Origin of the sequence: Pseudomonas sp. TH32 (assembly GCF_016650855.1) — a bacterium.
Lineage (GTDB): Bacteria > Pseudomonadota > Gammaproteobacteria > Pseudomonadales > Pseudomonadaceae > Aquipseudomonas.
The window spans coordinates 33,434-57,818 of record NZ_JAEKFA010000001.1 but is presented as its reverse complement, the minus strand read 5'-3'; the positions used below and the strand labels follow the sequence as shown (position 1 = coordinate 57,818).

The 24,385-nt window shown below is 58.5% G+C and carries 23 protein-coding genes and 1 pseudogene; 12 read left to right on the top strand and 12 right to left on the bottom strand.

The features are described 5' to 3' along the window. Positions 1 to 149 precede the first annotated feature (149 nt). Positions 150 to 506 (top strand): hypothetical protein, encoded by a 357-nt coding sequence (locus JFV30_RS00285; protein WP_201121480.1) that lies wholly within the window; start codon positions 150 to 152, stop codon positions 504 to 506. A 6-nt stretch (positions 507 to 512) separates the two neighbouring features. On the opposite strand, the gene JFV30_RS00280 is transcribed toward JFV30_RS00285, so the two are convergent. Beyond that, positions 513 to 1,625: an enoyl-CoA hydratase/isomerase family protein gene (locus JFV30_RS00280; protein WP_201121940.1), complete on the bottom strand. Its 1,113-nt coding sequence runs from the start codon at positions 1,623 to 1,625 to the stop codon at positions 513 to 515. A gap of 132 nt (positions 1,626 to 1,757) precedes the next feature. On the opposite strand from JFV30_RS00280, the gene ung reads away from it, so the two are divergent. Then, entirely contained in the window at positions 1,758 to 2,450 is a 693-nt protein-coding gene (gene ung, locus JFV30_RS00275; RefSeq protein ID WP_010176598.1) for a uracil-DNA glycosylase, read from the top strand. 40 nt (positions 2,451 to 2,490) lie between these two features. On the opposite strand, the gene JFV30_RS00270 is transcribed toward ung, so the two are convergent. Genes JFV30_RS00270 through JFV30_RS00250 form a run of 5 tightly spaced genes read right to left on the bottom strand, consistent with a single transcriptional unit; the run spans position 2,491 to position 7,851 of the window. After that, the gene (locus JFV30_RS00270; protein WP_201121479.1) at positions 2,491 to 3,528 is read right to left on the bottom strand and encodes an AbrB family transcriptional regulator; all 1,038 of its coding nucleotides are present in this window, start codon (positions 3,526 to 3,528) and stop codon (positions 2,491 to 2,493) included. Continuing rightward, complete coding sequence (locus tag JFV30_RS00265) at positions 3,521 to 5,035, bottom strand: tripartite tricarboxylate transporter permease (protein ID WP_003212016.1); 1,515 nt, start codon at positions 5,033 to 5,035, stop codon at positions 3,521 to 3,523. Before JFV30_RS00265 ends, JFV30_RS00270 begins: the two co-directional genes overlap by 8 nt. 1 nt (position 5,036) lies before the next feature. Continuing rightward, a complete protein-coding gene (locus tag JFV30_RS00260) occupies positions 5,037 to 5,495 on the bottom strand; it encodes a tripartite tricarboxylate transporter TctB family protein (protein ID WP_201121478.1) in 459 nt (152 codons plus the stop codon). 60 nt (positions 5,496 to 5,555) lie between these two features. Next, on the bottom strand, positions 5,556 to 6,542 hold the full coding sequence (locus JFV30_RS00255; protein WP_169387311.1) for a Bug family tripartite tricarboxylate transporter substrate binding protein: 987 nt from the start codon (positions 6,540 to 6,542) through the stop codon (positions 5,556 to 5,558). Between the two features lie 28 nt (positions 6,543 to 6,570). Next, complete coding sequence (locus JFV30_RS00250; RefSeq protein ID WP_010176594.1) at positions 6,571 to 7,851, bottom strand: OprD family porin; 1,281 nt, start codon at positions 7,849 to 7,851, stop codon at positions 6,571 to 6,573. A gap of 237 nt (positions 7,852 to 8,088) precedes the next feature. Between JFV30_RS00250 and JFV30_RS00245 the strand changes: the two genes are divergently transcribed. Further along, entirely contained in the window at positions 8,089 to 8,760 is a 672-nt protein-coding gene (locus JFV30_RS00245) for a response regulator (protein WP_003212008.1), read from the top strand. Next, a complete protein-coding gene (locus JFV30_RS00240; RefSeq protein ID WP_201121477.1) occupies positions 8,753 to 10,138 on the top strand; it encodes a sensor histidine kinase in 1,386 nt (461 codons plus the stop codon). Before JFV30_RS00245 ends, JFV30_RS00240 begins: the two co-directional genes overlap by 8 nt. Here JFV30_RS00240 and JFV30_RS00235 read toward each other — a convergent pair whose 3' ends face one another. Then, on the bottom strand, positions 10,139 to 10,960 hold the full coding sequence (locus JFV30_RS00235) for an HDOD domain-containing protein (protein WP_010176592.1): 822 nt from the start codon (positions 10,958 to 10,960) through the stop codon (positions 10,139 to 10,141). 36 nt (positions 10,961 to 10,996) lie between these two features. Further along, complete coding sequence (ygfZ, locus tag JFV30_RS00230; protein WP_201121476.1) at positions 10,997 to 11,938, bottom strand: CAF17-like 4Fe-4S cluster assembly/insertion protein YgfZ; 942 nt, start codon at positions 11,936 to 11,938, stop codon at positions 10,997 to 10,999. Between the two features lie 139 nt (positions 11,939 to 12,077). Between ygfZ and JFV30_RS00225 the strand changes: the two genes are divergently transcribed. Both JFV30_RS00225 and JFV30_RS00220 read left to right on the top strand, forming a co-directional pair. Continuing rightward, complete coding sequence (locus JFV30_RS00225) at positions 12,078 to 12,332, top strand: FAD assembly factor SdhE (RefSeq protein WP_003212000.1); 255 nt, start codon at positions 12,078 to 12,080, stop codon at positions 12,330 to 12,332. Continuing rightward, entirely contained in the window at positions 12,316 to 12,768 is a 453-nt protein-coding gene (locus JFV30_RS00220) for a protein YgfX (protein ID WP_201121475.1), read from the top strand. The genes JFV30_RS00225 and JFV30_RS00220 overlap by 17 nt, the downstream gene beginning before the upstream one ends. Here JFV30_RS00220 and JFV30_RS00215 read toward each other — a convergent pair. Next, positions 12,737 to 12,928, bottom strand: a pseudogene (locus JFV30_RS00215) (L-aspartate oxidase); the annotation flags it as partial. The gene JFV30_RS00220 and the pseudogene JFV30_RS00215 sit on opposite strands and share 32 nt — an antisense overlap. Before the next feature lie 43 nt (positions 12,929 to 12,971). Between JFV30_RS00215 and JFV30_RS00210 the strand changes: the two are divergent. Both JFV30_RS00210 and JFV30_RS00205 read left to right on the top strand, forming a co-directional pair. Then, positions 12,972 to 14,408 carry a tyrosine-type recombinase/integrase gene (locus JFV30_RS00210; RefSeq protein ID WP_201121474.1) on the top strand — a complete coding sequence of 479 codons (1,437 nt, stop codon included), beginning with the start codon at positions 12,972 to 12,974 and terminating at the stop codon, positions 14,406 to 14,408. 74 nt (positions 14,409 to 14,482) lie between these two features. Next, entirely contained in the window at positions 14,483 to 15,298 is an 816-nt protein-coding gene (locus tag JFV30_RS00205; RefSeq protein WP_201121473.1) for a TIR domain-containing protein, read from the top strand. Positions 15,299 to 15,706: 408 nt separating this feature from the next. Here the strand turns inward: JFV30_RS00205 and JFV30_RS00200 are convergent, their stop codons facing one another. After that, a complete protein-coding gene (locus JFV30_RS00200) occupies positions 15,707 to 15,952 on the bottom strand; it encodes a hypothetical protein (protein ID WP_201121472.1) in 246 nt (81 codons plus the stop codon). A gap of 427 nt (positions 15,953 to 16,379) precedes the next feature. Further along, the gene (locus JFV30_RS00195; RefSeq protein WP_201121471.1) at positions 16,380 to 17,207 is read right to left on the bottom strand and encodes a toll/interleukin-1 receptor domain-containing protein; all 828 of its coding nucleotides are present in this window, start codon (positions 17,205 to 17,207) and stop codon (positions 16,380 to 16,382) included. Between the two features lie 1,154 nt (positions 17,208 to 18,361). Between JFV30_RS00195 and JFV30_RS00190 the strand changes: the two genes are divergently transcribed. From JFV30_RS00190 to JFV30_RS00180, 3 genes are all read left to right on the top strand, one after another. Continuing rightward, positions 18,362 to 18,985: a hypothetical protein gene (locus tag JFV30_RS00190; RefSeq protein WP_201121470.1), complete on the top strand. Its 624-nt coding sequence runs from the start codon at positions 18,362 to 18,364 to the stop codon at positions 18,983 to 18,985. A gap of 511 nt (positions 18,986 to 19,496) precedes the next feature. After that, a complete protein-coding gene (locus JFV30_RS33545; RefSeq protein WP_446739844.1) occupies positions 19,497 to 19,880 on the top strand; it encodes an HNH endonuclease signature motif containing protein in 384 nt (127 codons plus the stop codon). A 40-nt stretch (positions 19,881 to 19,920) separates the two neighbouring features. Further along, positions 19,921 to 21,071, top strand: a protein-coding gene (locus tag JFV30_RS00180; RefSeq protein ID WP_201121468.1) for an IS3 family transposase whose coding sequence is annotated in 2 segments (ribosomal slippage) — positions 19,921 to 20,155 and positions 20,155 to 21,071 — 1,152 coding nt in all. Because the reading frame shifts where the segments join, the coding sequence is not laid out codon by codon here. 648 nt (positions 21,072 to 21,719) lie between these two features. On the opposite strand, the gene nadB is transcribed toward JFV30_RS00180, so the two are convergent. Next, positions 21,720 to 23,324 (bottom strand): L-aspartate oxidase, encoded by a 1,605-nt coding sequence (gene nadB / locus JFV30_RS00175; RefSeq protein ID WP_201121467.1) that lies wholly within the window; start codon positions 23,322 to 23,324, stop codon positions 21,720 to 21,722. Between the two features lie 467 nt (positions 23,325 to 23,791). Between nadB and rpoE the strand changes: the two genes are divergently transcribed. Continuing rightward, entirely contained in the window at positions 23,792 to 24,373 is a 582-nt protein-coding gene (rpoE, locus tag JFV30_RS00170) for an RNA polymerase sigma factor RpoE (RefSeq protein WP_007944079.1), read from the top strand. The last annotated feature ends 12 nt before the right edge of the window (positions 24,374 to 24,385 follow it).

Sequence of the window (24,385 nt, the reverse complement as noted above, 5' to 3'; positions counted from 1 at the left end):
CTGCAATGAGGCGACGAACAGATGTATCAATCTATGTCGAAATCGCACCAGATTCCGATTTTGATGTCAGATATTTCGTCAGGCAGTGAAAGCTGTTTGCCGCCCCCCAGCGTCGCTGGGTGTGCTCTTCCGCGGTCCAGGAGGCCGCCATGTATCGTCGACTGCTTCTCATCGCTTTGCTCGGCTTGACCCTTTCCGCGTGCGCGCCCTATTACGGTGGCGGCCAGGCCTACTACGGTACCGAGGTCTACACGGCGCCTGCGCCGGCGTATTACTACGGCGGCGGCCCTTACTACCATTACCGTCAGGGGTACTACCCGCCACCGCAGCGTTACTACCCTTCGCCACGGTATTACCAGCCCGCACCTCGCTACTACCCAGCCGGGCCGAGAGCCGGTTACCGGCCGTACCCCAACCAGGGTTGGGGCAGCCACTGGGGTAATGGCGGTGGCCGTGGCCAGGGCGGCGGCAATCAGGGCGGAGGCCGTGGCGGCGGGCACCGCTAGGGGCGTTCAGTAGTCGGACAAATCCGCCAGCGGATGGCGCCCTTCCCACACTTTGTGGAAGTGCGCCTGCACCACCGCCTCGGGGATCAGGTTGATATCCGGCCAATGCCAGTGGGGCTGTTGGTCCTTGTCGATCAACCGTGCCCGCACCCCTTCGCTGAATTCCGGGTGGCGGCAGCAGTTCAGGCTCAGGGTGTATTCCATCTGGAACACCTGGGCCAGGGACAAATGCCGCGCCCGCTGGATTTGTTCCCACACCAGGTGTGCGGTCAGCGGGCAGCCTTCGCTCAGGGTTTTGCCTGCGCGGTTGAAGAGCGGGTCGGCGTGGTCACGCAGCTGGCTCAAGGCGCGCCACGCGCAGCGTACGTCCCCGACATCCAGCCATTCATCGATCTGCGCACGGCGCGGCAGCCACTGGGCTTCGGGCATCTGGCCGGTGGCTTCCTGGGCCAGGGCCTTGAGCAGGCTGTTGAGCTGCATGTCGGTCTGTTCCTGCCAGTTCAGTTGCAGCAGGCCTTCGAGCAGTTCGTCTTGTTGTTCATCCAGCAGGAAACGGTCGGCCAGGCCCAGGTCCAAAGCGTCGCGGCCATTCATGTGGGCGCCGGTCAAACCGAGGAACAACCCCAACTTGCCGGGCAGGCGCGACAGAAACCAGCTGGCGCCCACATCCGGGTACAGGCCGATGCTGATTTCCGGCATGGCCAGGCGGCTGCTCGGGGTGACGATGCGCACTGCCGCGCTTTGCAGCAAGCCCATGCCGCCGCCCAGCACATAGCCGTGGCCCCAGCAGATCAACGGTTTGGGGTAGGTGTGCAGGCGGTAGTCGAGGCGGTATTCCGCGGCGAAAAACTGCGCGGCCAGTGCTGGCACTTCGCCGGGATGTTCCCGGCAGGCCTGGGCCAGGCTGCGTACTTCGCCGCCCGCGCAAAAGGCCTTGGGGCCATTGCCGCGCAGCAGCACGCAGACGATGTGCGGGTCTTTGGCCCAGGTATCCAGGCGTTCGCCCAGGGCCTGGATCATCGGCAGGGACAGGGCGTTGAGTGATTTTTCAGCGTCCAGGCTGGCGATACCGACGCGGGCGCCGCCCGTGCCAATCAGCTCTTCGAAGTGCAGGTTCATCATGACCTCAATCGAGAAAGTGAAGGTTCAGTATGATCGCTTCGTGGGAAAGTGCCGGTTCTGCGTCAGATCAATTGACAAGCAGGGTGGGCTTTCCTAGGGTTCGCACCATTGTTTTTTCTGGATACAACCATGACCACCGACGACCGTATCAAACTCGAACCCAGCTGGAAACACGCCCTGCGTGACGAGTTCGACCAGCCGTACATGGCCCAGTTGCGGGAATTCCTGCGCCAGGAGCACGCCGCCGGCAAAGAGATCTACCCGCCGGGCCCGATGATCTTCAACGCACTCAACTCAACGCCTTTGGACAAGGTCAAGGTGGTGATCCTCGGCCAGGACCCCTACCACGGCCCCGGCCAGGCCCACGGCCTGTGCTTCTCGGTGCAGCCGGGCGTGCCGGCGCCGCCGTCGCTGGTCAATATCTATAAAGAGCTCAAGCGCGACCTGAACATCGACATCCCCAACCATGGCTACCTGCAAAGCTGGGCCGACCAGGGCGTGCTGATGATCAACACCACCATGACCGTGGAGCGCGCGAATGCCAACGCCCACGCGGGCAAGGGCTGGCAGTTTTTTACCGATCGGATTATCGAGCTGGTGAGCGAGCATCAGCCGCACCTGGTGTTCCTGCTGTGGGGCGCCCACGCGCAGGGCAAGCAGAAGCTGATCGACGCCACCAAGCACCTGGTGCTGACGTCGGTGCACCCGTCACCGTTGTCGGCGTATAGAGGGTTTATTGGCTGCGGGCACTTCAGCCGCACCAACAAGTTTCTTGAGCAGAACGGCGAGACGCCGATCGAGTGGCGATTGCCGCCGGTGTGAGAAGTGGGTGAGTGAGGGGAAATTCCCCTCACTACAGGCTTTAAACCTTGTCTGGCTGACGGTTCCAATGCCGGAACAACGGCTCCGCCAGAAACAACACAAACAACAGGCGCATCACCTGCAACGCGGTAACCAACGGTACCGACAGTTGCAGGGTTTCTGCCGTCAGGCTCATTTCCGCAATCCCGCCGGGCATCATGCCCAGCGTCAATGAACGCAGATCCAGATGGGTCAGGGCACTCAAGCCCACGGCGGCCAGCGTCGCGATCAACATGGTCAACGCCGTACCGATCAACGTACGCCCCATGAACAACGGCGCACGCCGGAAGAACTGCCGGTTGAAGTGGCAGCCCAACCCACTGCCGATCAGCCACTGGCCGATCTGGCTGCCACCGTCTGGCAGGCCGATGTGCAAGTCCCAGGTGATACTCACGGCAGCACTCACCAGCAGCGGCCCGAACAGCCACGGGTTCGGCTGGCGCAAACGCTGCCAACCCCAGGCCACCAACGCGCCGACGGGGAAGAGCACCGCCAGCCAGGTCCAATCCACCGTCGCCGGATGAAACTGCGGCGCACCTTCCCCCAGCAAGTACTTGAACGCCGCCGGCACACACAGCACCACCACCAATACCCGCAAACTCTGCCCCGCCGCGACACGGCTGAGCACCGCGCCATTGCGTGCGCCGAGGTTGACCATCTCCCCCGAGCCGCCCGGCATGCTGGAGAAAAACGCCGTGGCGCGGTCTTCACCGCTGCGGCGCATCAACCACACCCCCACAATGCTGGAGAGACTGGTGACCAGCGCGCCGAAGAAGATCAGGCCGAAGTGGCTCATCACCTGCTCCATCACCACCGGGGTGAAGTGCAGGCCGATACCGATGCCCACCACCCATTGGCCGCATTTGCGGCCGCCGGGAATTTCTGCGAGTTGCCAGGGTGTGAGGCAGCGCACGAGGATGATCGCCAGCAACGAGCCGACCATATACGGCAGTGGCCAGCCGATCTGGCTGGCGAGGTACCCGCCCAGCAGACCGACCAGCGGTGTTGCCCACCAGTTTCTAAACGTGGCCTCAGACATCGGCCACGGCACGACGCTGCAGGGAACGCTTGCGCCAGATACGCAGCAGCGGGAACAACAACATCAAGGCAGTCAGTACCCACACACCGAAGGTGATCGGGCTGGACCAGAGGATCTGCAATTCGCCGTTGGAAATCGACAGCGCACGACGCAGGTTCTGCTCCATCAAGCCGCCCAGGATAAAGCCCAGCAGGACCGGCGACAGCGGGAAGTCGAGCTTGCGCAGGATGTAGCCGAAGATGCCGATGCCCACCATCAGGAACAGGTCGAAGGTGGTGGCGTGCACCGCGTACACACCGATCGCGGTGATGATGGCAATCACCGGCACCAGCGCCCAGTTCGGCACGGCGAGGATGCGGGTGAAGATGCGGATCATCGGGATGTTGAGGATCACCAGCATGATGTTGGCGATAAACAACGAGGCGATCAGGCCCCAGACGATGTCCGGTTGCTGTTGGAACAGCAGCGGGCCAGGGGTGATGTTGTACAGCGACAGGGCGCCGATCATCACTGCCGTGGTGCCCGAACCCGGTACGCCGAGGGTCAGCATCGGCACCAGGGCGCCGCAGGCGGAAGCGCCAATCGCGGTTTCCGGAGCGGCCAGGCCGCGCATGTCGCCCTGGCCGAATTTACCGCTGGCACCGGCCAGGCGTTTCTCGGTCATGTAGGCCACGGCGGAAGCCAGTGTTGCACCCGCGCCCGGCAGTACACCCATGATGAAACCCAGCAGGCCGCAGCGAATATTCACGACGAACACCGCAGAAGCTTCCTTCAGGTTGAACATCATCCGTCCGGTGGCTTTTACCGCTTCCTGGCCACGGTGGGTTTTTTCCAGCAGCAACAGGATCTCGCTGATGGAGAACAGGCCCAACACCAACACCACGAATTGAATGCCGTCGGTCAGGTGGATGTTATCGCCGGTGAAACGGTACACGCCGCTGTTGGCATCGATACCCACCGCTGACAGAAACAGACCGATCAACGCGGCGACAAAGGTCTTCAGCGGTTTATCACCCGCCATGCCGCCCAGGCAGACGATGGCGAACACCATCAGTACGAAATATTCCGCGGGGCCGAAGGCAATCGCCCACTTGGCCAGCAGCGGGGCGAACAGCACCATGCCGCAGGTGGCGATAAACGCGCCGATGAACGAACTCCACGCCGACAGCGACAATGCCACGCCCGCCAGGCCTTTACGGGCCATCGGGTAACCGTCGAGGGTGGTCATCACGGTGGAGGCTTCACCCGGGATGTTCAGCAGGATCGAGCTGATACGCCCGCCGTATTCACAGCCCAGGTACACGGCGGCCAGCAGGATCAGCGCCGACTCAGGCGGCAGCCCGAGGGCGAACGCGATGGGGATCAACAGCGCCACGCCGTTGATCGGGCCCAGGCCCGGCAACAGGCCGACCACGGTGCCGATCAAGGTGCCGCACAGCGCGGTGATCAGGTTGTAAGGGGTCAGTGCAACGCCGAAGCCCTGGCCCAAATAGCTGAACGTATCCATATCAGTTCTCCAGAACTTCAAGCAGGCCGAGCGGCAGCGGTACATCCATGGCCTTATCGAACAACAGATAAAGACCGATGCTCATCAAGGTCACGATCACCACGCTGGGCAACCAGCGGCCGCCATACAGGCGCGCCATGGGAATGCCGATCAGCATGCTGCTGAGGATGAAACCCAGGGGTTCGAACGTGCCGGCGAAAATCACCAGTAGCGTGACGCAGACCGCGATCTTGACCAGGGTTTCGCGGTCCAGCGCCGGTTCTTCCTCGGTGTGCTTGGTGGGCTGCGGGCGAAACAGCATGTAGATCAGGCCCAGGCTCATCAGCCCGAGCATCAGCAGCGGGTAGGCGCGAGGTCCTACCGGCTCGTAGGAAAACGATGCCTGATACGGCCAGGCCATCAGCGCCAGGCCGGCGCAGACCAGCAACATGAACGCGGCGAAAATGCGTTGTAAGAGCATGCAAAACTCCTGGGCCACACCCCCGATGCGCAGGGGCGTGGCCGCGCGAACAAGGGGCGATTACTGGATCAGGCCGAACTCTTTGGCCAGCACTTTGTAGTCAGCCACCTGTTTCTTCACGTAGGTGTCCAGCTCCGGGCCGGTCATGGCGAACGGGAACAGCTCGCGCTGGTCACGCAGCTTGGCGAACTCGTCGGAGGCCAGCAGTTTGTCGAAGGCGTCTTTCCACCAGGCGTAGTCTTCGTCGCTGACTTTTGGCCCGAGGTAGAAGCCACGCACCACCGGCCAGACGATGTCGTAGCCTTGTTCCTTGGCGGTCGGAATGTTCTTCATTTCCGGCTCGTCCAGGCGCTCGTCGGAGAACACCGCCAGCAGGCGCATGTCGCCGCTGAGGATGTGCGGCATGGAGTCGGAGATGTCGGTACTGCCCACCTGGATGTGGCCGCCGAGCAGGGCGGTGGCGATTTCACCGCCGCCTTCCAGCGCTACGTAACGCAGGTCGCGCGGGTTGATCCCGGCGGCCTTGGCGATCAGGGCGGTTTGCATCCAGTCCTGGCTGCCGACGGTGCCGCCGGAGCCGATCACCACGCTGCCGGGATCTTTCTTCAGTGCCTTGACCAGATCGTCGAGGTTTTTGTAGGGCGAATCGCTTTTCACCGCGATGGCACCGTAGCTGGTGCCGACGGCCGCGAGCCAGCGCACGGCGCTTTCATCGAAGCGGCCAAATTTGCCCTGGGCCAGGTTCAACAGCGAACCGCTGGACCACGCCACCAGCGTGCCGGCATCTGCCGGGCGCTGGGCCACGACGGCGTTGTAAGCCACTGCGCCCACGCCGCCGGGCATGTAGGTCACGCGCATCGGCTTGCTCAGCAGCTTCTCGTTGACCAGCGCGCTTTGCGCCAGTTTGCAGGTCAGGTCAAAACCACCGCCCGGGGACGCCGGGGCGATGCATTCCGGGCGCTTGGGTTCGGCGGCCATCAATTGGCTGGCGAACAGCATGCAGCTGGCCGTCAGGGCAAATTTACGCAGTGAAAGGGTCATGTTCATCTCCATCATTGTTGTTATGAGGTTGCTGTTACCACAGTGCGACGCTGTAGCTCACCAGCAGGCGCACTTCATCCGCATCACGGGCCGAATAGTTGGAGCGGTAGGTGGCGTTACGCAGGCGCACGGCCACATCCTTGAAGGTGCCGCTTTGCACCACGTAGCGGATCTCGCTGTTGCGTTCCCACTCCTTGCCGGTCTCGCCGTTCTTGAGCTTGATGTTGTCACCCGACAGGTAACGGCTCATGAAGCTCAGGCCGGGGATCCCCAGCTTGGCGAAGTCGTAGTCGTAGCGTGCCTGCCAGGAGCGCTCTTCGGCGCCGGCAAAGTCGTTGATCTGCACGAAGTTGACCAGGTACGGGTCGCTGCCATCCACGTAGGGAAAGGCGCTGTCGCCCGACATGTGCTGGTAGCCGGCGCTGAGCTTATGGCCATTGAGCGCATAGCTGAAGAGGCCGTTGAGGGACGTGTTGTCGATCTTGCCGCCGCGGGCCGCGCCGGTGTCGTCACTGACGGCCAGGCGCAGGTCGGCGCCGAAGGTGCCGGGGCCCATCGGGCGGGAGGCCACGAGGCCGAGGAAGTGCTGGCGGTACACGTCGTCGAGTTGGGCGAAGTGGTAGCTGCCGGTGATCTTGTCGGCGAACTTGTAGTCCACGCCACCGAAGTCGAAATGCTTGCCGGTGGCGCCGCTCAGGAAGCGGCTGTTCTTGTTGTTGAGGCCGATGTCTTCGTAGTTGGTGTCGTCGCGGTCCTTGGCCTTGTTCAGGCGCCCGCCGGTGAACACCAGGTTCTTGAATTCCTTGGAACTCAACAGGCCGCCTTCAAACGTCTGCGGCAGGATACGCCCGTCGTTGGGCTTGAGGATCGGCAGCTCGGGGATCAGCGCGCCGATTTTCAGTTCGGTGGCGGAGATTTTCACTTTGCCGGTCAGGCCGAGTTTGGAATATTCGTTGGCGGCCCGGCCGTCATCGTGGGTCGGCAGCAGGCCGGTGCCGGTGCGGTCGGGGCTGGAGTCGAGCTTGACCCCCAGCATGCCCAGCGCATCCACGCCAAAGCCGACGGTGCCGTCGGTGTAGCCCGACTGCAGGTTGAGCATAAAGCCCTGGGCCCACTCGTCGCGTTTGGATTGTTGTGCACTGGTACCGTCGCGAAAGTCGCGGTTGAAGTACATGTTGCGGGTTTCGAGAGTGGCGGTGCTGTCCTCGAAAAAGGCGGCTTGGCCTGCAGGCGAAAAACCGGCAAGGGCGGCGGCACTGGCGAGGGCGGTCTGGGTGATACGAGAAGAACGAGCAGGCGGCTGTGTGCGCAGCATCGTGGGTGTACTCCGTTATTGTTCTTATTTTGGCGAAAACGCTTCGAGGCGTTTTTCGGGCGCTATGGGTGAAATAGCTCGGCAGGCGAAACCCACCGTGGCTGGATGCTAAAGGGCGAAGCTTTCACTAACCTTTCAGTCGCCTTTCAATGTTTTCGGGCTTCACAGCGCAGGCGGCGCCTGTAAACTCCCCGGCAAAGTGTGGCGCCGACCACTCCCGAACGAGGTAATAAACCCATGCGTGTCCTTCTGGTCGAAGACCATTTGCAGCTTGCCGAAAGTGTCGCCCAGGCGCTCAAGAGCACGGGTTTGACCGTCGATGTGCTGCACGATGGCGTGGCGGCGGACCTGGCCCTGAGCAGCGAGGAATACGCGGTGGCGATCCTTGATGTGGGCCTGCCGCGCATGGACGGTTTCGAGGTGCTGGCACGCTTGCGGGCCCGTGGGAAAAATCTGCCTGTGTTGATGTTGACCGCCCGCAGCGATGTGAAAGACCGCGTGCATGGCCTCAACCTCGGCGCGGATGACTACCTGGCCAAGCCGTTTGAACTGACTGAGCTGGAAGCACGGGTCAAGGCCCTGCTGCGCCGTAGCGTGCTGGGCGGAGAGCGGCAGCAGGCCTGTGGCGTGTTGATTTACGATCTGGACACACGGCGCTTCACCCTGGGCGGTGAGCTGCTGACGTTGACCTCCCGCGAGCAGGCGGTGCTTGAGGCGCTGATCGCACGTCCCGGCCGGGTGATGAGCAAGGAGCAGTTGGCCTCCCAAGTGTTCGGCCTGGATGAAGAGGCCAGCCCCGACGCCATCGAAATCTACGTGCACCGCCTGCGCAAGAAGCTCGATGGCCAGCCTGTGGCCATCGTCACTTTCCGTGGCTTGGGGTACCTGCTGGAAGCCCGCGATGCATAAGCCCAGCAGCCTGCGCTGGCGCCTGCTGTGGAACCTGGCGCTGCTGCTGGTGGTGTTGATGATCGCCAGTGGCTTGAGCGCTTATTGGAATGGGCGCGAGGCGGCAGACACGGCTTACGACCGAACGCTGCTGGCCTCGGCGCGGACCATTGCTGCGGGCCTGTCTCATCGCGACGGCACCTTGAGCGCCGATGTGCCCTACGTCGCCCTGGATACGTTCGCCTATGACAGCGCCGGGCGGATTTACTACCAGGTCAACGATATTCACCAGAAGCTGATTTCCGGCTACGAAAACCTGCCCGGCCCGCCGCCGGGTACGCCGCGCACCGATGACTATCCGGCGCTGGCACGCTTTTACAACGCTAAATATCAGGGCCAGAACGTGCGGGTGGTTAGCCTGCTCAAGGCGGTGTCCGAGCCGAACATGAACGGCATGGCGGAAATCCGCGTGGCCGAAACCGACGAGGCACGAGTCGCCATGGCCCGCAGCCTGATGGCCGATACCTTGCTGCGTCTGGGCATGCTGGCCGTCGGTGCATTGTTGTTGGTGTTTTTCGCGGTGAGCGCGGCACTGCGGCCATTGGAGCGCTTGCGTACGGCCGTGGAAGAGCGTCAGCCGGATGACCTGCGGCCGTTGCCGCTGGTGGAAGTGCAGCATGAGTTGGGCCCTCTGGTGCGGGCGCTCAACCACTTCACCGAACGCCTGCGCGGGCAGTTCGAGCGCCAGGCCCAGTTTATTGCCGATGCCGCCCATGAACTGCGCACACCGTTGGCCGCGCTCAAGGCTCGTTTGGAACTGGGACTGCGCGCCGAAGACCCGGCCACCTGGCGCACCTCCCTGGAAACCGCCGCCCAGGGCACGGATCGCCTGACGCACCTGGCCAATCAATTGCTCTCGTTGGCCCGTATCGAAAACGGCGCCCGGGCGATTGCCGAAGGCGGTGCGCAACTGTTGGACTTGAGCCAGTTGGCTCGCGAGCTGGGCATGGCCATGGCGCCGCTGGCCCATGCGCGGGGCGTGGCCCTGGCGCTGGAGGCGGACGAGCCGGTGTGGTTGCGGGGCGAGCCAACGTTGTTGAACGAATTGCTGAGCAATCTGGTGGACAACGCCCTGGCCCACACGCCGCCGGGCGGCAACGTTATTTTGCGGGTCACGGCGCCGGCGGTACTGGAAGTGGAAGACGATGGCCCGGGCATCCCGCTGGATGAGCGGGACCGAGTGTTCGAGCGTTTCTATCGGCGCAGCCAGCAGGGCCTGGGTTCAGGCTTGGGGTTGGCGATTGTCGGCGAGATCTGCCGGGCGCACCTGGCGCAGATCAGCTTGCATGACGGTGAGTTGGCGGGGTTGAAGGTGCGGGTCAGTTTTATCGCGGGTTGATCAGTAAAACATCGACCGCGCTTCGTCCAGCTCGGCACGCAAGGTGTCGTTGTAGGGGTCGATCCGCAGTTTCTGGATCGCCGGCAGTGTCGACACCGGCACGCTGGCCAGCGGATGGTCGGTGTTGCGGTGGCAATACAGCACGGCGACCTGCACCAGGTCGATATAGTCCAGGCGCTCGGAGTCGCGCTCCAGGTCCATGTACTGTGCCGGCAGGTTAACCAGCATTTCCGGGAAGTCCCAGCGTCGCAGTAGTTTGTCGCCCAGCAATGGGTGAATGCTTTCAATCACGTGGTTGAGGCTGACCGGATCGGACAGCAGTTCATAGTGATCTTCGGCGTAGGTGAGGATCGGCAATACGCCAATCTGATGCACCAGCCCACCCAAGGCTGCCTGATCAGGCTTCAACTGGCTGTGGTTGCGGCACAGCGCATAGCTGACGCCGGCCACTTCCAGGCTGCGCCGCCACACATCGCGCATTTTCTGTTCGACCACTTCGGAGCGGGCGTGGAAGATCTGCTCCATCACCAGGCCGATCGCCAGGTTGCTGCTGTAGTTGGTGCCCAGCCGGGTGATGGCGGTGTGCAGGTCGGTGACTTCCTGGGTGGCGCGCAGCAGCGGGCTGTTGACCACTTTGATCAGCCGCGCCGACAGGGCGGTATCGCGGCCGATCACTTTGCTCAGATGGCTGATGCTGATGTCCGGGTCTTCGGCGGCCTGACGAATCTTCAGGGCCACTTCCGGTAGCGTTGGCAGGACCAGGTCATCATTATCGATGGCCACAACCAAAGCCTGTTGGACTCTTTCCGCCAGCTTGTTCATTCATGATCTCTAGGGTGTTGCAAAAAGGTACGACGATCAGCGCTGGATCTCGCGATCACGGTCCAGCTGGTAAGGCAGGTCGAGCAGCTGAAGGCCCGGGCCTTCCAGCGTACCCACATGCACATCGCCACTCTCTGCTGCTTCGGCTTGCAGCACCGCTAGAAGTTCAATCGACTCACCGGCCCGGGCGGCAATCACCACCTCGCCGATGGCGCTGTTGTGCGACGGGGAAAACAGGGGGGTGCCAGGCTCTGGCAATTCGTTGGCATTCAGGCTCAGGCGATACAGGCGACGCTTGAGTTTGCCCAGGTACTGCATGCGCGCGACGATTTCCTGGCCGGTGTAGCAGCCTTTCTTGAAGCTGACGCCGCCGACGGCTTGCAGGTTGAGCATCTGCGGAATGAACAGTTCGCGGGTCTGGGGCATGACCTGGCCGATACCGGCACGGATCTGGCCCAGCAGCCATTGATTCAGTTCACCTTCGTTCAATTGCGCGGCGAGTTGGCTGCGCAGGGTATCGGCCTGGGCGGCAGGGGCCCAGAGTTCGGCGCGGCCCGGGGATACGCGGATGGCGATCAATTCACCGCTGCGCACCACGCTGTCGGTCTCGGCGGGCAGCTCAAGGCCCAGGCTGGCCAATAGCGGATCAGCATCCGACACCCCGAAACGTACCCAGGCGGCACTTTCGTCGGTGAGTTTGGATTTGGAGAACACCGCGTATTTCTTCAAGTCCGCCAGTTGCGGCTCCAGCAGCTCGGAGGCCATGGCCAGCAGCACGCCATCGCCTTGCAGCAGGATACGGAAGCTCGACTGCATGCGCCCTTTTTGGGTGCAGCGCGCGCCGAGGCTGGCCTGGGTGTCACTCAGGTAGTTGAGGTTGCAGGTCAGTTGTCCCTGGAGGAACTTGGCAGCGTCGGAACCGCGGACGGCGAGAACGCCTTCGTGGGACAGGGGGCAGAAGAAAGCAGAGTCAGCCATGGGTCATCGCAGGTTAAAAAGTCATGGGTGCATCATAGAGGGGCGCCCGGCAAATGGATAGTTTCGGTATGGCCGACCAAAGCCGACTGTTCCAGGCAGCGTCGGCCTGTATACTTGCGCTCTATTTGAGGAGCGCTCCATGGTCGAAGATGTAGAACTCAATCGCCTCTACTGGCACAGCCGCCGCGGCATGCTTGAGCTGGACGTGTTGCTGGTACCGTTCGTCAGGGAGGTCTATCCGCACCTCAACGACGTCGACCGCGACTGCTACCGCAAGCTGCTGGAATGCGAAGATCAGGACATGTTCGGCTGGTTCATGGAGCGTGCCGAATCGGAAGACCCGGAGCTGCAGCGCATGGTTCGGATGATTCTGGATCGTGTCCAGCCCAAGTAATACGTTCGAATGCCGCTGGCACGCCTCCGGGCAGTTGCTGGCGGCTTATCTTTTCGCCCAGGCGTTCGCGCTGGGTGCTTTGTGGTTTCTCGATGTGCCCCCGTGGTTCGCCGTGTTCGGCGCCTTGTTGTGCCTGGCCCATGCCGGTTGGGTGCTGCCGCGGCATATCCTGCTGACTCACCGTTCGTCGATCCGTGGCCTGCGCCGCGATGAGGACGGCTGGGAGTTGTGGAGCGCCGCGCGTGGCTGGCACAGCGTGCAATTGCGCCCCGACAGCCTGGCGTTGCCGTTGATCGTGGTGCTGCGCTTTCGGGTGCAGGGTGACTGGCGCGTGCGTTCGATCTGTGTGCCGCGGGATTCGCAGGCCACCGATGTGCATCGGCGCCTGCGGGTGCGCTTGAAGTTCAGCCGCCGTAGGTGGTTGGCACCAGGATAGTGTCGCGCGCCTCGGGCAGCATTTGCGGGTAGTCGAGGGTGTAATGCAGTCCCCGGCTCTCTTTGCGCTCCATGGCCGAGCGAATCATCAGTTCCGCCACCTGGGCCAGGTTGCGCAACTCGATCAGGTCGCGGCTGACCTTATAGTTGCTGTAGAACTCGACCCTTTGAGGCTAAACCCAATGGATACAGGGGTTTCAGCCGATGACCGTCAACCACCGCTCCCCAAGTGGGACAAACCTGTTACAAACTGCGCTCGCCAAGCCGTACCACTATCGCCGGTCTGGTCGCTATTACCTTCGCCTTCGCCCTCAAGGAACCGTTAAGGGCTTCTTCACGCTGTCACTCAGGACTACCGACAAGGCCACCGCAATGACCATCTCCGACGACATCCTCTCGACTCTGAAGGCCTACCATTTGGACAACCCAGAAGCGCCATGGGATGAACTTCGTGAGCGCCTTATAGACATCGCCGAGTACAACCTGACGATGGCACACGGTGACAGTTCACTGGTCGCTTACGAGATGATCAACGATGAACATCACTTGGCGCTCCGTAAGGCGTCCGCACAGCTGCCCCTGAGCATCAATCAGCAACGAGCAGTAAGTAAGGCCCTTGAGATCCTTGAGGCCTCTCAGGAGCGTATGCGGGGCCGGTCGGGGAAGCTGGTCGAGATAGTGAAGGACCTCAATGGGGAATCTTGTGGCACGTCTGTGGCCCTCTCCCTGCCCTTATCTGTAAGTGCTCTTTCAGGTCTGACATTCAAGGCCCTTTCTGGGCTCTACATGGCGGAACGCAAAGACAGCATTCAGGACAGCACTATGCGGGACGTGAAGTCATCGTGTGAGGCTATCGGCACGATCCTTGGCAACTTGGACATGAAGACCCACACACGGGAGGACATGAAGAACCTTCGGGACAAGCTCCTTGAGGACCGTAAGCCTTCGACGGTTAAGAAGCTGCTGACCCGGCTATCGACTGTCATGGATTGGGCTGTGAATAACGGATACCTCGACAAGAGTTTTGATAAGGGTCTGAAGCCAACGAAAGGCGCTGACAGCTCCCGTGAGGCGTTCTCTCCGGATCAGGTAGCAGCCTTGATGGCTCACGCTAATTCACTACCAGTGGATGCATGGCAGCGCTGGGCATTGTACCTTGGGGTGATCACTGGGGCCCGTATCGAGGAACTCAGGCAATTGACCAAGGCTGACGTTAAGCGGGTCGGCAGCGTATGGGTCATCGACATCAACAGGAATGATGGCAAGACAGCCAAGACCAAGAATGCTCTCCGTGTTGTACCGCTGACTGATGGCGCTTACGGTTTCGATCTTCAGGCGTTCCTTGAGTTCGTCAGAAAGGCAGACTCACGGCTGTTCAAGTTGGGCGCCGGTCAGTTCTCGAACGTGCTCAATGGGGCCTTAAGGGATGTCCTGAGCTTGAATGCTGATCGGACCCAGACCTTCCACTCGTTGCGTCACTCTCTGGCTGGTGCATTGAAGGCCGCTGAGGTGCCTGTTGGGACTGCTGAGTCAATCCTGGGGCATGCTTCGGGGTCTATCAGTTATGACTTATACGGGGCGGGGAGTGCGGTCGAAGTCGGGCGTATGGCTGAAGCTTTGAGGAGCTGCCTGATACCTTAAGGTAATGCTGGGGGTGGCGAAATGATATTGCGTGCTGATATGCTCCGCTTTTTAAAGTGCGGGATAAGCTCTAAATGAAAGTTTTCATTAGTTGGTCGGGACCTGTCAGTAAACGGTTAGCAGAGTCCATCAGAGATTGGCTCCCAGGAGTGCTACAACTCGTGACTCCTTACTTCACACCTGCTGATATTGAGAAGGGCGGGCGGTGGGCTAACGATATTGCAAAAGAGCTTTCAAACGCAGAAATAGGGATTCTGTGCATTACAAGAGATAATATTCACAGCGATTGGATTCTATTTGAGGCTGGAGCGTTATCTAAAAGTCTTGATAAGACTTATGTTTGCCCTATTTTGTTCGGAATTAACAATGCCGATCTTGCTGGGCCTTTAAAGCAGTTTCAGACGACTGAGTTTACAAAGGCAGACTTTCATAAGTTAATTACTGTAATCAACGGTAGGCTAAGCGAACATAAATTACCTGCAAAAACTTTGGACGCTGTATTTGAAAAATGGTGGCCTGACCTTGAAGAGAAAATCACTGAGATTCTATCATCGATCACTATTGTTGATGGTCCCGTACGAAACGATAGAGAGGTCTTGGACGAAATATTACTTTTGACCCGCTCAGCCCGGCAAACCTTTCGCCTTCCTCCAAAGGCCCTCGAAGAATTATTAGAGTCTTTTATTTCCATGCACAACAGTGAGGCGCAAGAGGTCGGGGGGTATGAGCAATCTTTAGATGCATTGAAAGAAATGTCTCGTTCGATACGGTTTATCGCAAGAAAATACAAAGATGAATCAACAACAATTTCCGATCTTTATGATCGATTTGAAAAGCTGAGCTACCAGACAGTTACACAAATTACTGAGGAAGAAGACGTACCCTTCTAATTAATATGCAAGGCTGACAATGGGAAACTAAGGATCTCAAGGGACTTAATGGCCTTCTACAATCAAAGCGGCGCCATACCGTTTCCATGCCTTGACCTTCATAAGGACTCACAATGGGCTCAGGAGCCCCAGTCGCCCTGTCTGGAAGTCCATTGAGGTGCCTGTGGGAACCACTGAGTCAATCTTGGCGCACTGCTTCGGGTCTATCAGTTACGACTTGTATGGGGTGGGGAGTGTTGCGAGGTGGTCGCATGACTGAAGCGCTGAAATTCGTCTTTGTAGTCTCCTGAGCTTTCTCGGGCTAAGGCTTCCAAGCTTAAGCCGAGAAACTTCAATAGCATGGACTTGTTGGGTGTAATGAACTTCAGAAGGATCATTGCACCCAACTTGGTACGTTATATTAAGTTCTCAAATTTCTCCGGTTGTATTGGTCCGGACGTTGAGCTTCCATAAAATTGGCTTGCCAGGGGCATGCTGGCTGTGGTTCTGAGGTGGAAAGCTTTCTCCCTCGTTGCAAGTAACTTCGCGTTTACAATTAACGCAGCGATAAATTCCAGATACTGGAACTGTGTCGCTTGGAGAGTACTTAGTTGTCCAGCGTGCCTCGGTTCCGTCTACCTTTTTCAATACGGATTCATCGGTGTAATTTGCCATCTTACTCTCCTTGTTGTTGGCGGATTGCCATCATGCACTCTATATGTCAAACGACGTGGCGTCCACTGTGACGCGCATTAGGGGCTTGGCAAGGTATCGGATTTAAAACACCCACAATAAGGGGAGAGACCATACTGACGTGGCCTTCCCTTAAAGATGTCGTAAGGGCACCCTCAAAGTGGCCCTCTGCGGGCAATGCGTATCCGGACAGTGGCTTACCCAAGCCGATACGAACACTAAGCTCAGCCCTAACGGGATGCTGATGCGGGGCCGCTCCAAACGGACTGAACAGTTTCGTAAGTCGGTCACCGAGGAAGTTCCCGGCCATCCGCAAGATGGGGCGCTATGACACTGCCGGCTCCATAAAGGCACTGGTTGCCCAATTAGTGCCGGCCGGCTTAAAGGGATTCTAATGGGAGACTTAAGATTAGTTGTCCGCGTTGAGCATCGTTTCAATTGATGCTGCAATTTCGTTGATCTCATGCTTATGCTTTGAAGAGCCAAGAGTTTCATCAACAACGTATCTTAGAGGATCAAATATCCCTCGAATTAACGGTAGAAGCTCTTCGTTCTGCTGCCCTCCGCGCGCATAGTCGCAAAGGTACATTATATGTTTAAAGGAGTGAATTATCGCTGAGGGGTCGAGTCGCTCCACTCGATCCAAGCGTGGGGTGTTAGAGTTCTTAGATGAATTTAGTCTTGAAAGTTGTAACACCTCTTCAAGGAGTTCTCGATCAGTTCGTGTTGATGATGTGCCAGTAGGTTTGGCCGCGTGGCGCTCTAATATTTTGGAGATTTTCTCGTTTAATTTTGGCCACCACATTTCAAAAACTGAGGTTAACACAGTTTCATCCAGTCGCTGTTCCCCGAGTCCGGAGTTCAGTGTTTTCATTAACTTTCTAATTTCGGCTTCGTTGAATGGTGATGCTTGAAACTGAACCAGAGGACCTTCCAAGTCTGCGTTGTCCACACCAAATAACACGGGGCAAACCCGTGACACATCTATTCTTTTAGAAAGCGCGCCAGCTTCGAACATAATCCAAGGTTTCGTTAAGTTCTCTTTAGTTAAACAAAATATTCCATATGACGAAGTTTCGAGTTCTTGGGCAATATCTTTGCTCCAGCGTGCGCCCTTCTCGATGTCATTCGGAGTAAAAAATGGCTTCACGCTTTGAAGCACAGCAGGGAGCCAATCACGCAGGGCTTCTGCAAGCTCGCGACTAAGCTCGCCAGACCAGCTTAGAAAAATTTTCAAGTTGAACTCCTTGTAGGGCGCGTTAGCCCATTTCAATGGGCGTATGGAATGTATTGCCGGACCCCATCACGCTTACTAACGGAGCACCATTTGCAGTAACAGATTAGTTTCGGTGTTTGCGCCTTACGCAAACGATCCATTTAAATCACGGTTCATGCACATGATCAGTGGTCAGGCCGGCCGGCAAGGTTAGCGTATGGCTGGGTCAACAGACAATGGGAATGATGGCTATGGGCCGCCTTAGCTTGTTTTTTGGTGGCTGTCATTGAGCGACCTCTGGTTACCCGCTCGTTGACACGGGTTATCGAGATCATACGTATCGCTGAACCAAAGCCTATCTTTTAGTCATGCGGTGAGCCGCAATGTTTGCCTTGGGTGGTGCCTGTATGAGCGATTAGCAGGTTTTTGGCAGATACCCCAACTCGAAACTTCACCTACGCGGGAAGATACGAACAGTTTCCTCCGATGACTGCTTAGAGGTGACCGTAGAAACCCTCACTATGGCTACCAATTGACACCTCGGATTAAAACCCCTCACCCACAAGAGGACATCACCAATCACCCTACAGCACGGGAGGCTCAACGCTGCCCGTCGATAAGGAGAGCTATAGGAGACCACCACGATGACCCACCTCGCAACCGTTCTACTCCACACCCTGGCCGATGACTTCGACCGGGCCGACTACCTGACAGACCTTTGCCTTGTCCCTGAGAAACCCGAGCGAGGAACGGTGCCGATACTCATTGAGAACCCTTTCTATGGTCACCTCGATTTTCAGGACCGCTATGAGCCATGGTCTGAGGACAGCATTGGCGCCCAGTTGAGTTGTCGATAGGCCTGGGTCATACGCTCGACCTGGAGATGCTCGCAAGGTTACGGCCAGGGCCATAAAGAGCAGGCTCAAGGAGTTCCTCAAGGGGCGGCAATTTAAAACCACCCACAATAACCGGACCACTTCACCAGTTTCACCACAGTACAACACACCACGTCGCATCCCTTCCTTTCTGGTCACGTCTCAGTCATGCCTCAAATGCTGCCCTGGCCCTTCCCGGCTGGGGCTCTCGCTGTGACGTGGCTTTAAAACCCTCACATATACAGGAAGCACACACCATCACAGAAAACCTCACTGAGGACGCCGCCAAGGAGGACCGCCATGACCCCGCAAAAAATCTATCAAAGTGACACCTATGCAGGCTACCAACGCCTACACGCTGAGCTAACCGATTATCGAGGCTATGAGCCTTATGACCTGCTGCCTAAAGATGCGTGGCGCAATGCCCGTACCGCTGCCCTGTTGCATGAGCCGAAGGACTCCACGGACTACCTCAAGGCCCTTATTAAGGTCCCTGCTGTGCGCCGCCGTGGGCCCGTACCCTTGATCATTGAGAACCCTTTCTATGGTCACCTCGATTTTCAGGACCGCTATGAGCCATGGTCAGAGGATGTCCTTGTGGGCGTTGCTCGTCTGGATCATGGCGGGACCAAGCAGCTACCCGTCAAGGTTCTCTATGACCTCCTTGAAACGCTTGAGGACCTGAGCGCTGAGACCATCGGGGAACACCTGGGAGCGTCCTCAAGGACGGCGCGGCGGTATCTGGCTGCACTTTACGTTGCCATGCAATACCTCATGCGGTCCCGGCCTCAATGGCTGCGTGTGGCGATGGGCGATATGGACTCAGTACGGACAGCCTCTGAGCCTGAATCCCTGTGCGCTGTCTGCCTGAAGTCCTTGCAGCAACTGCGCTTAGCCCTGGGAGTTGATGCGTTCGCCAGTTAATACGGACACAAGATAAAGAAGACCTAACGCACAACCTTCATGGTTACCGATGGAGTGTATAGAGACCACCTCTAAGCTCTCTGAGACCCTATGTGATTGGGATTATTTGCTGATAAGCAATCCCTATCCCTAAGGTTCCTTTAAGAGGACTGATGCTCAATCGGTCTCACTGTTCCTTTCCCCATTTTATAAGACAGACCACTCAGGGACCCTCAAGGGTTACAGAGCCTGGGTCTACCGACCACGGTTGCACAAGTCGCGCTTAGGGACCATCAAGGTTCCAGTACGGCACACCAATAGGCCACACCACCGGCCACCCTCAAGGAGACACTCAAAGGAGAACTATAACCATGACCGCACAACCCCAATACACCACACCTGTAGCCTTCGCCCTGGAACACTTGTACATCGACCCTATGAGTCCTTCAGGGTTTAGCTGGAAGACATCCGGCACCGGTCGCCGTGCTGACCTTCGCGCTGGTCGCCGTGACACCCACGGTTACTGGCAAGTGTGGCCGGCTCTAAGCTGGTCTCATGCCACCGCCTCATATGGGAGATGGTCAACGGCCCTATCCCGGCTGGTCTGCTGGTGAATCACATTGACCTCAACCCAGCTAACAACCTGATCGGGAACCTGGAGCTACTGTCAGGCGCACTCAATAGTCGCCACACCGGCAAGCGTGGCCGTAAGACCTTCCTACCTGTGGGCATGAGCGTATCAGCCGTGGGTCGCGTCATTGGCTGCTATAGCCCAGGCGATGGCCTCTCCCAGGTCTACCCTTGCAAGTCGTTCTCCCTGCTCAAGGACCATAGCTCAGAGCGTCTCAACGCCATGACTGCGGCCCTACTTAAGGCCTTCATTAAGCGGGACGGTGAATCGCCCCGGGTTTCGTAGACACCTCTTTGCCTTAAACTGAGGTCAATTAGGAGGTGCCATGAGCAACCCGCGTTACCCCGAAGAATTCAAAATCCAAGCGGTCAATCAAGTGACCGAAAAGAAGCTGCCTGTCGCTGATGTGGCGGCGCGTCTTGGCGTGTCGTCGCATAGCCTCTATGCCTGGATAAAGCGCTACAGCAAACCTCAAGGAGAACGGAAGCAAGACGATGATCAGCACGCTGAACTGCGTCGTCTGCGAGCCGAACTCAAGCGGGTCACCGAAGAGCGAGACATCTTAAAAAAGGCCGCCGCGTACTTTGCCAAGGAGTGCGGTTGAAGTACGCCTTTATAAAGCAGCGAGCGGGCGACTATTCCATTCGACGGCTTTGCCTGACGCTGAAAGTCCATCCCAGCGGTTATTACGCCTGGCTGTCTGAGCCGCAATCTGTACGCGCCAAAGACGACCAGCGACTGCTGGGTTTGATCAAGCATTCCTGGCTGGAGAGCGGCGGCGTTTATGGCTATCGCAAAGTCCATGACGATCTGCGCGAAGTCGGTGAGGATTGTGGTCGCCATCGTGTGGCGAGGCTGATGCGTCTTGAAGGGCTGCGCTCTCAGACAGGGTATCGACGTCGCCCTGGAAAGTACGGCGGTAAGCCAGCGGTCGCCTCACCCAATTTACTGAAGCGCCAGTTTGATGTCGTAGAACCCAACAAAGTTTGGGTCACCGACATCACTTACATTCGTACGTATGAAGGCTGGCTGTATTTGGCAGTGGTGCTGGATCTGTTTTCTCGTCAGGTCGTTGGCTGGTCAATGAAGTCGCAGATGACCAGTGATTTGGCCATTGATGCGTTATTGATGGCGGTTTGGAGGCGTAAACCGAAGCAAGAGGTGATGGTTCATTCCGACCAAGGCAGCCAGTACAGCAGCTCCGATTGGCGCAGCTTTTTGAAGGCGAACAATTTGGTTGCCAGCATGAGTCGCCGAGGCAATTGTCATGACAACGCCGTGGCTGAGAGCTTTTTCCAGCTTCTAAAACGGGAACGGATCAAGCGGAAAATCTATTCCACGCGCGAAGATGCTCGTAGTGATGTGTTCGATTACATCGAGATGTTCTACAACGCAAAACGCCGGCATGGTTTCAACAATCAGCTGTCACCGGTAGAGTTTGAAAAACGTTACGCAATGAGCTTGCAAGGTGTCTAGAGAATCCGGGGCGATTCAGGGGAGCCCCTCCCTGGTCCCTTAATGATCATTCTTTAAGGCATATATCAGGGTGACCTCATGAAGAGCTCAGTGGACCCGTAAGGCACACATGAGGGCATCTGATGTCTACTGGTTGACAGGGGTTGTTATCAACAAACACCCCTCCCTCTATGCTGCTTTGATCGTGGCCCTCGACTGTCCCTCCCTGAGTTTACCGCTGTGTTAAAGGCCCTGGTCATGGTGCCTTAGCGGTTACAGTTGTGGTGGCTGTACTCTCCTTGATTCTTGGGAGGGGTGACAGTCGAGGGCCACGATCAAAGCAGCATCCCGACACAAAGGCCCTCGCACGGGCTTTCCTATACATCAATCCTGTTCTTCTAAGCGCGCCCTGAGGGCCACGTCAGTTCCGTTGGGTCTGGATGGCTGACCTCAAGGGGCCTTTAAGAAAATGGCAAAAACGTTTCTTAGGTCACCTTCAACAAAGCTCTTGCGCGCTTACCCCCGTAGGCCCTCGCACGCTCGCATAGGCGCACGATAAGGACCCTTGCGGGCAGGCGATAAGGACCCCAGCGGTGGGACAAATGTGCGCCAAAGCTGTTACAAAACGGGGTCCAATGGTGCTACGCTAAGGTCTCTTAACGTGCCTCATTAGGTCGGTGTAAGGATCGTATCCTTCGCCTCTGGCAGCATCCCTGGATAGTCCAGCGTGTAGTGCAGACCCCGAGATTCCTTACGTTCCATGGCAGACCTGATCATCAGTTCCGCTACTTGAGCAAGGTTCCTCAATTCAATCAGGTCTCTGCTTACTCGGTAGTTGCTGTAGAACTCGTCGATCTCATCCAGCAGCAGTCGAACCCGGTGTTGCGCCCGTGCCAGGCGCTTGTTGGTGCGCACGATTCCCACGTAGTCCCACATGAAGCGCCGCAGCTCGTCCCAGTTGTGGGCGATGATCACGTCTTCGTCCGAGTCGGTCACCTGGCTGGCGTCCCAGCGGGGCAGGGCGGCCGGCACCGGGATGCGCGGCAGTTGTTCCATGATGTCGGCGGCGGCGGAGCGGGCGTACACGAAGCATTCCAGCAGCGAGTTACTGGCCATGCGGTTGGCACCGTGCAGGCCGGTGAAGCTGGTTTCGCCGATGGCGTACAGGCCTGGCACATCGGTGCGGCCGTGCTGGTCGACCATCACGCCGCCGCAGGTGTAGTGCGCCGCCGGTACGACCGGGATCGGGCCTTTGGTGATGTCGATGTTGAACGCCAGGCAGCGCTCGTAGACCGTCGGGAAGTGGGTCTTGATGAAGGCTTCGGGCTTGTGGCTGATGTCCAGGTAGACGCAGTCGATGCCCAGGCGCTTCATTTCATGGTCGATGGCCCGGGCGACGATGTCTCGCGGGGCCAGTTCGGCCCTGGGGTCGAAGCGCTGCATGAAGCGTTCGCCGTTGGGCAGCTTCAGGTGTGCACCTTCGCCGCGCAGGGCCTCGGTGATCAGGAAACTCTTGGCCTGCGGGTGATAAAGGCACGTGGGGTGGAACTGATTGAACTCCAGGTTCGCCACCCGGCAGCCCGAACGCCAGGCCATGGCGATACCATCACCGCAGGCGCCGTCGGGGTTGCTGGTATAGAGGTAGACCTTCGCCGCGCCGCCCGAGGCGAGAATCGTGAAGCGCGCGCCGTAGGTGTCGACTTCACCACTGGCGCGGTTGAGTACGTAGGCGCCGAGGCAGCGTTCGCCCGACAGGCCCAGGCGTTTTTCGGTGATCAGGTCGACGGCGACCCGTTGTTCCAGCAGTTCAATGTTCGGGCGCTGCCGGGCCTGGTCGAGCAAGGTCTTGAAAATCGCGGCGCCGGTGGCGTCGGCGGCATGGATGATGCGCCGATGGCTATGGCCGCCTTCGCGGGTCAGGTGGAACTCGAAGCCGCCGTCGTCGGTACCGGAATGTTCATCGCGGGTGAACGGCACGCCCTGGTCGATCAACCATTGGATGGCTTCGCGGCTGTGCTCTACAGTGAAGCGCACTGCCTCTTCGTTGCACAGGCCGCCGCCCGCATTCAGGGTGTCTTCGACGTGGGATTGTACGGTGTCGGTGTCATCCAGTACCGCGGCGACACCGCCCTGGGCCCAGAATGTCGAGCCATTGGCCAGGTCGCCCTTGCTCAGTACGGCTATGCGCAGATTGCTCGGCAGAGTCAGCGCAAGGCTCAAGCCTGCGGCGCCGCTGCCAATCACCAGGACATCGTGTTGAAACTGTTGGCTCATTTGAAGGATTCCGCAAAAAGCGATCCGAAGGGGGCGCAAACAGGACGCCTGGATCGGCGAATCAAAGGGTCACACGGCCCACTAGTATATAGAGGGGGGGAGCGGCACAATAGCCGGGCATTCGTGGCATTGTGAGACTACGGTCAACGAACTGCACGGCTTTCATGAGGGCGACAGCTATTGGGATGGGAACTTTTTGCATAAGCCCCGACTCAATAGCAGGATGCCCGAAAGCTGGGAACACGCTGGATTTACTGATCGGCGTCTCTGTCAGGCGCGTCAGGAAACTGGCGACAGATTATTCGCGCAGCCGGCATCGCCCGCGCTGCGTTTTTCGTGTGTGCCAAATCAGTGCGCACCGGAAACTTGCTTGGAGGGGGAGAACTTTTGCGAAAAGTCCGAGTCTATGTTTGCAAGCCTGATCGATTAGTTATGCAAGCCTCCTTCAAGTACAACGAGGAGTGTTCATGCTAACCCAGGAAGAGGATCAGCAGCTGGTCGAGCGCGTTCAACGCGGCGACAAGCGGGCATTTGATCTGCTAGTGCTGAAATACCAGCACAAAATTCTCGGGTTGATCGTGCGGTTTGTGCACGACACCCATGAAGCGCAGGACGTTGCACAGGAAGCCTTTATCAAGGCTTACCGTGCACTCGGTAATTTTCGCGGTGATAGTGCGTTTTACACGTGGCTTTACCGCATCGCCATCAACACGGCGAAGAACTATCTGGTTTCTCGCGGTCGCCGCCCACCGGATAGTGATGTTAGTTCGGAAGATGCTGAATTTTATGATGGTGATCACGGCCTCAAGGATCTCGAGTCGCCGGAGCGTGCATTGCTGCGCGACGAGATCGAGGGAACCGTCCATCGAACAATTCAGCAACTACCAGAAGATTTACGTACGGCGTTAACTTTACGTGAATTCGATGGTCTGAGTTACGAGGACATTGCGGCCGTCATGCAATGTCCGGTGGGTACCGTACGTTCCCGGATTTTCCGGGCTCGGGAAGCCATCGATAAAGCCCTGCAGCCGTTGTTGCAGGAAAACTGAGACAGCGGCGAC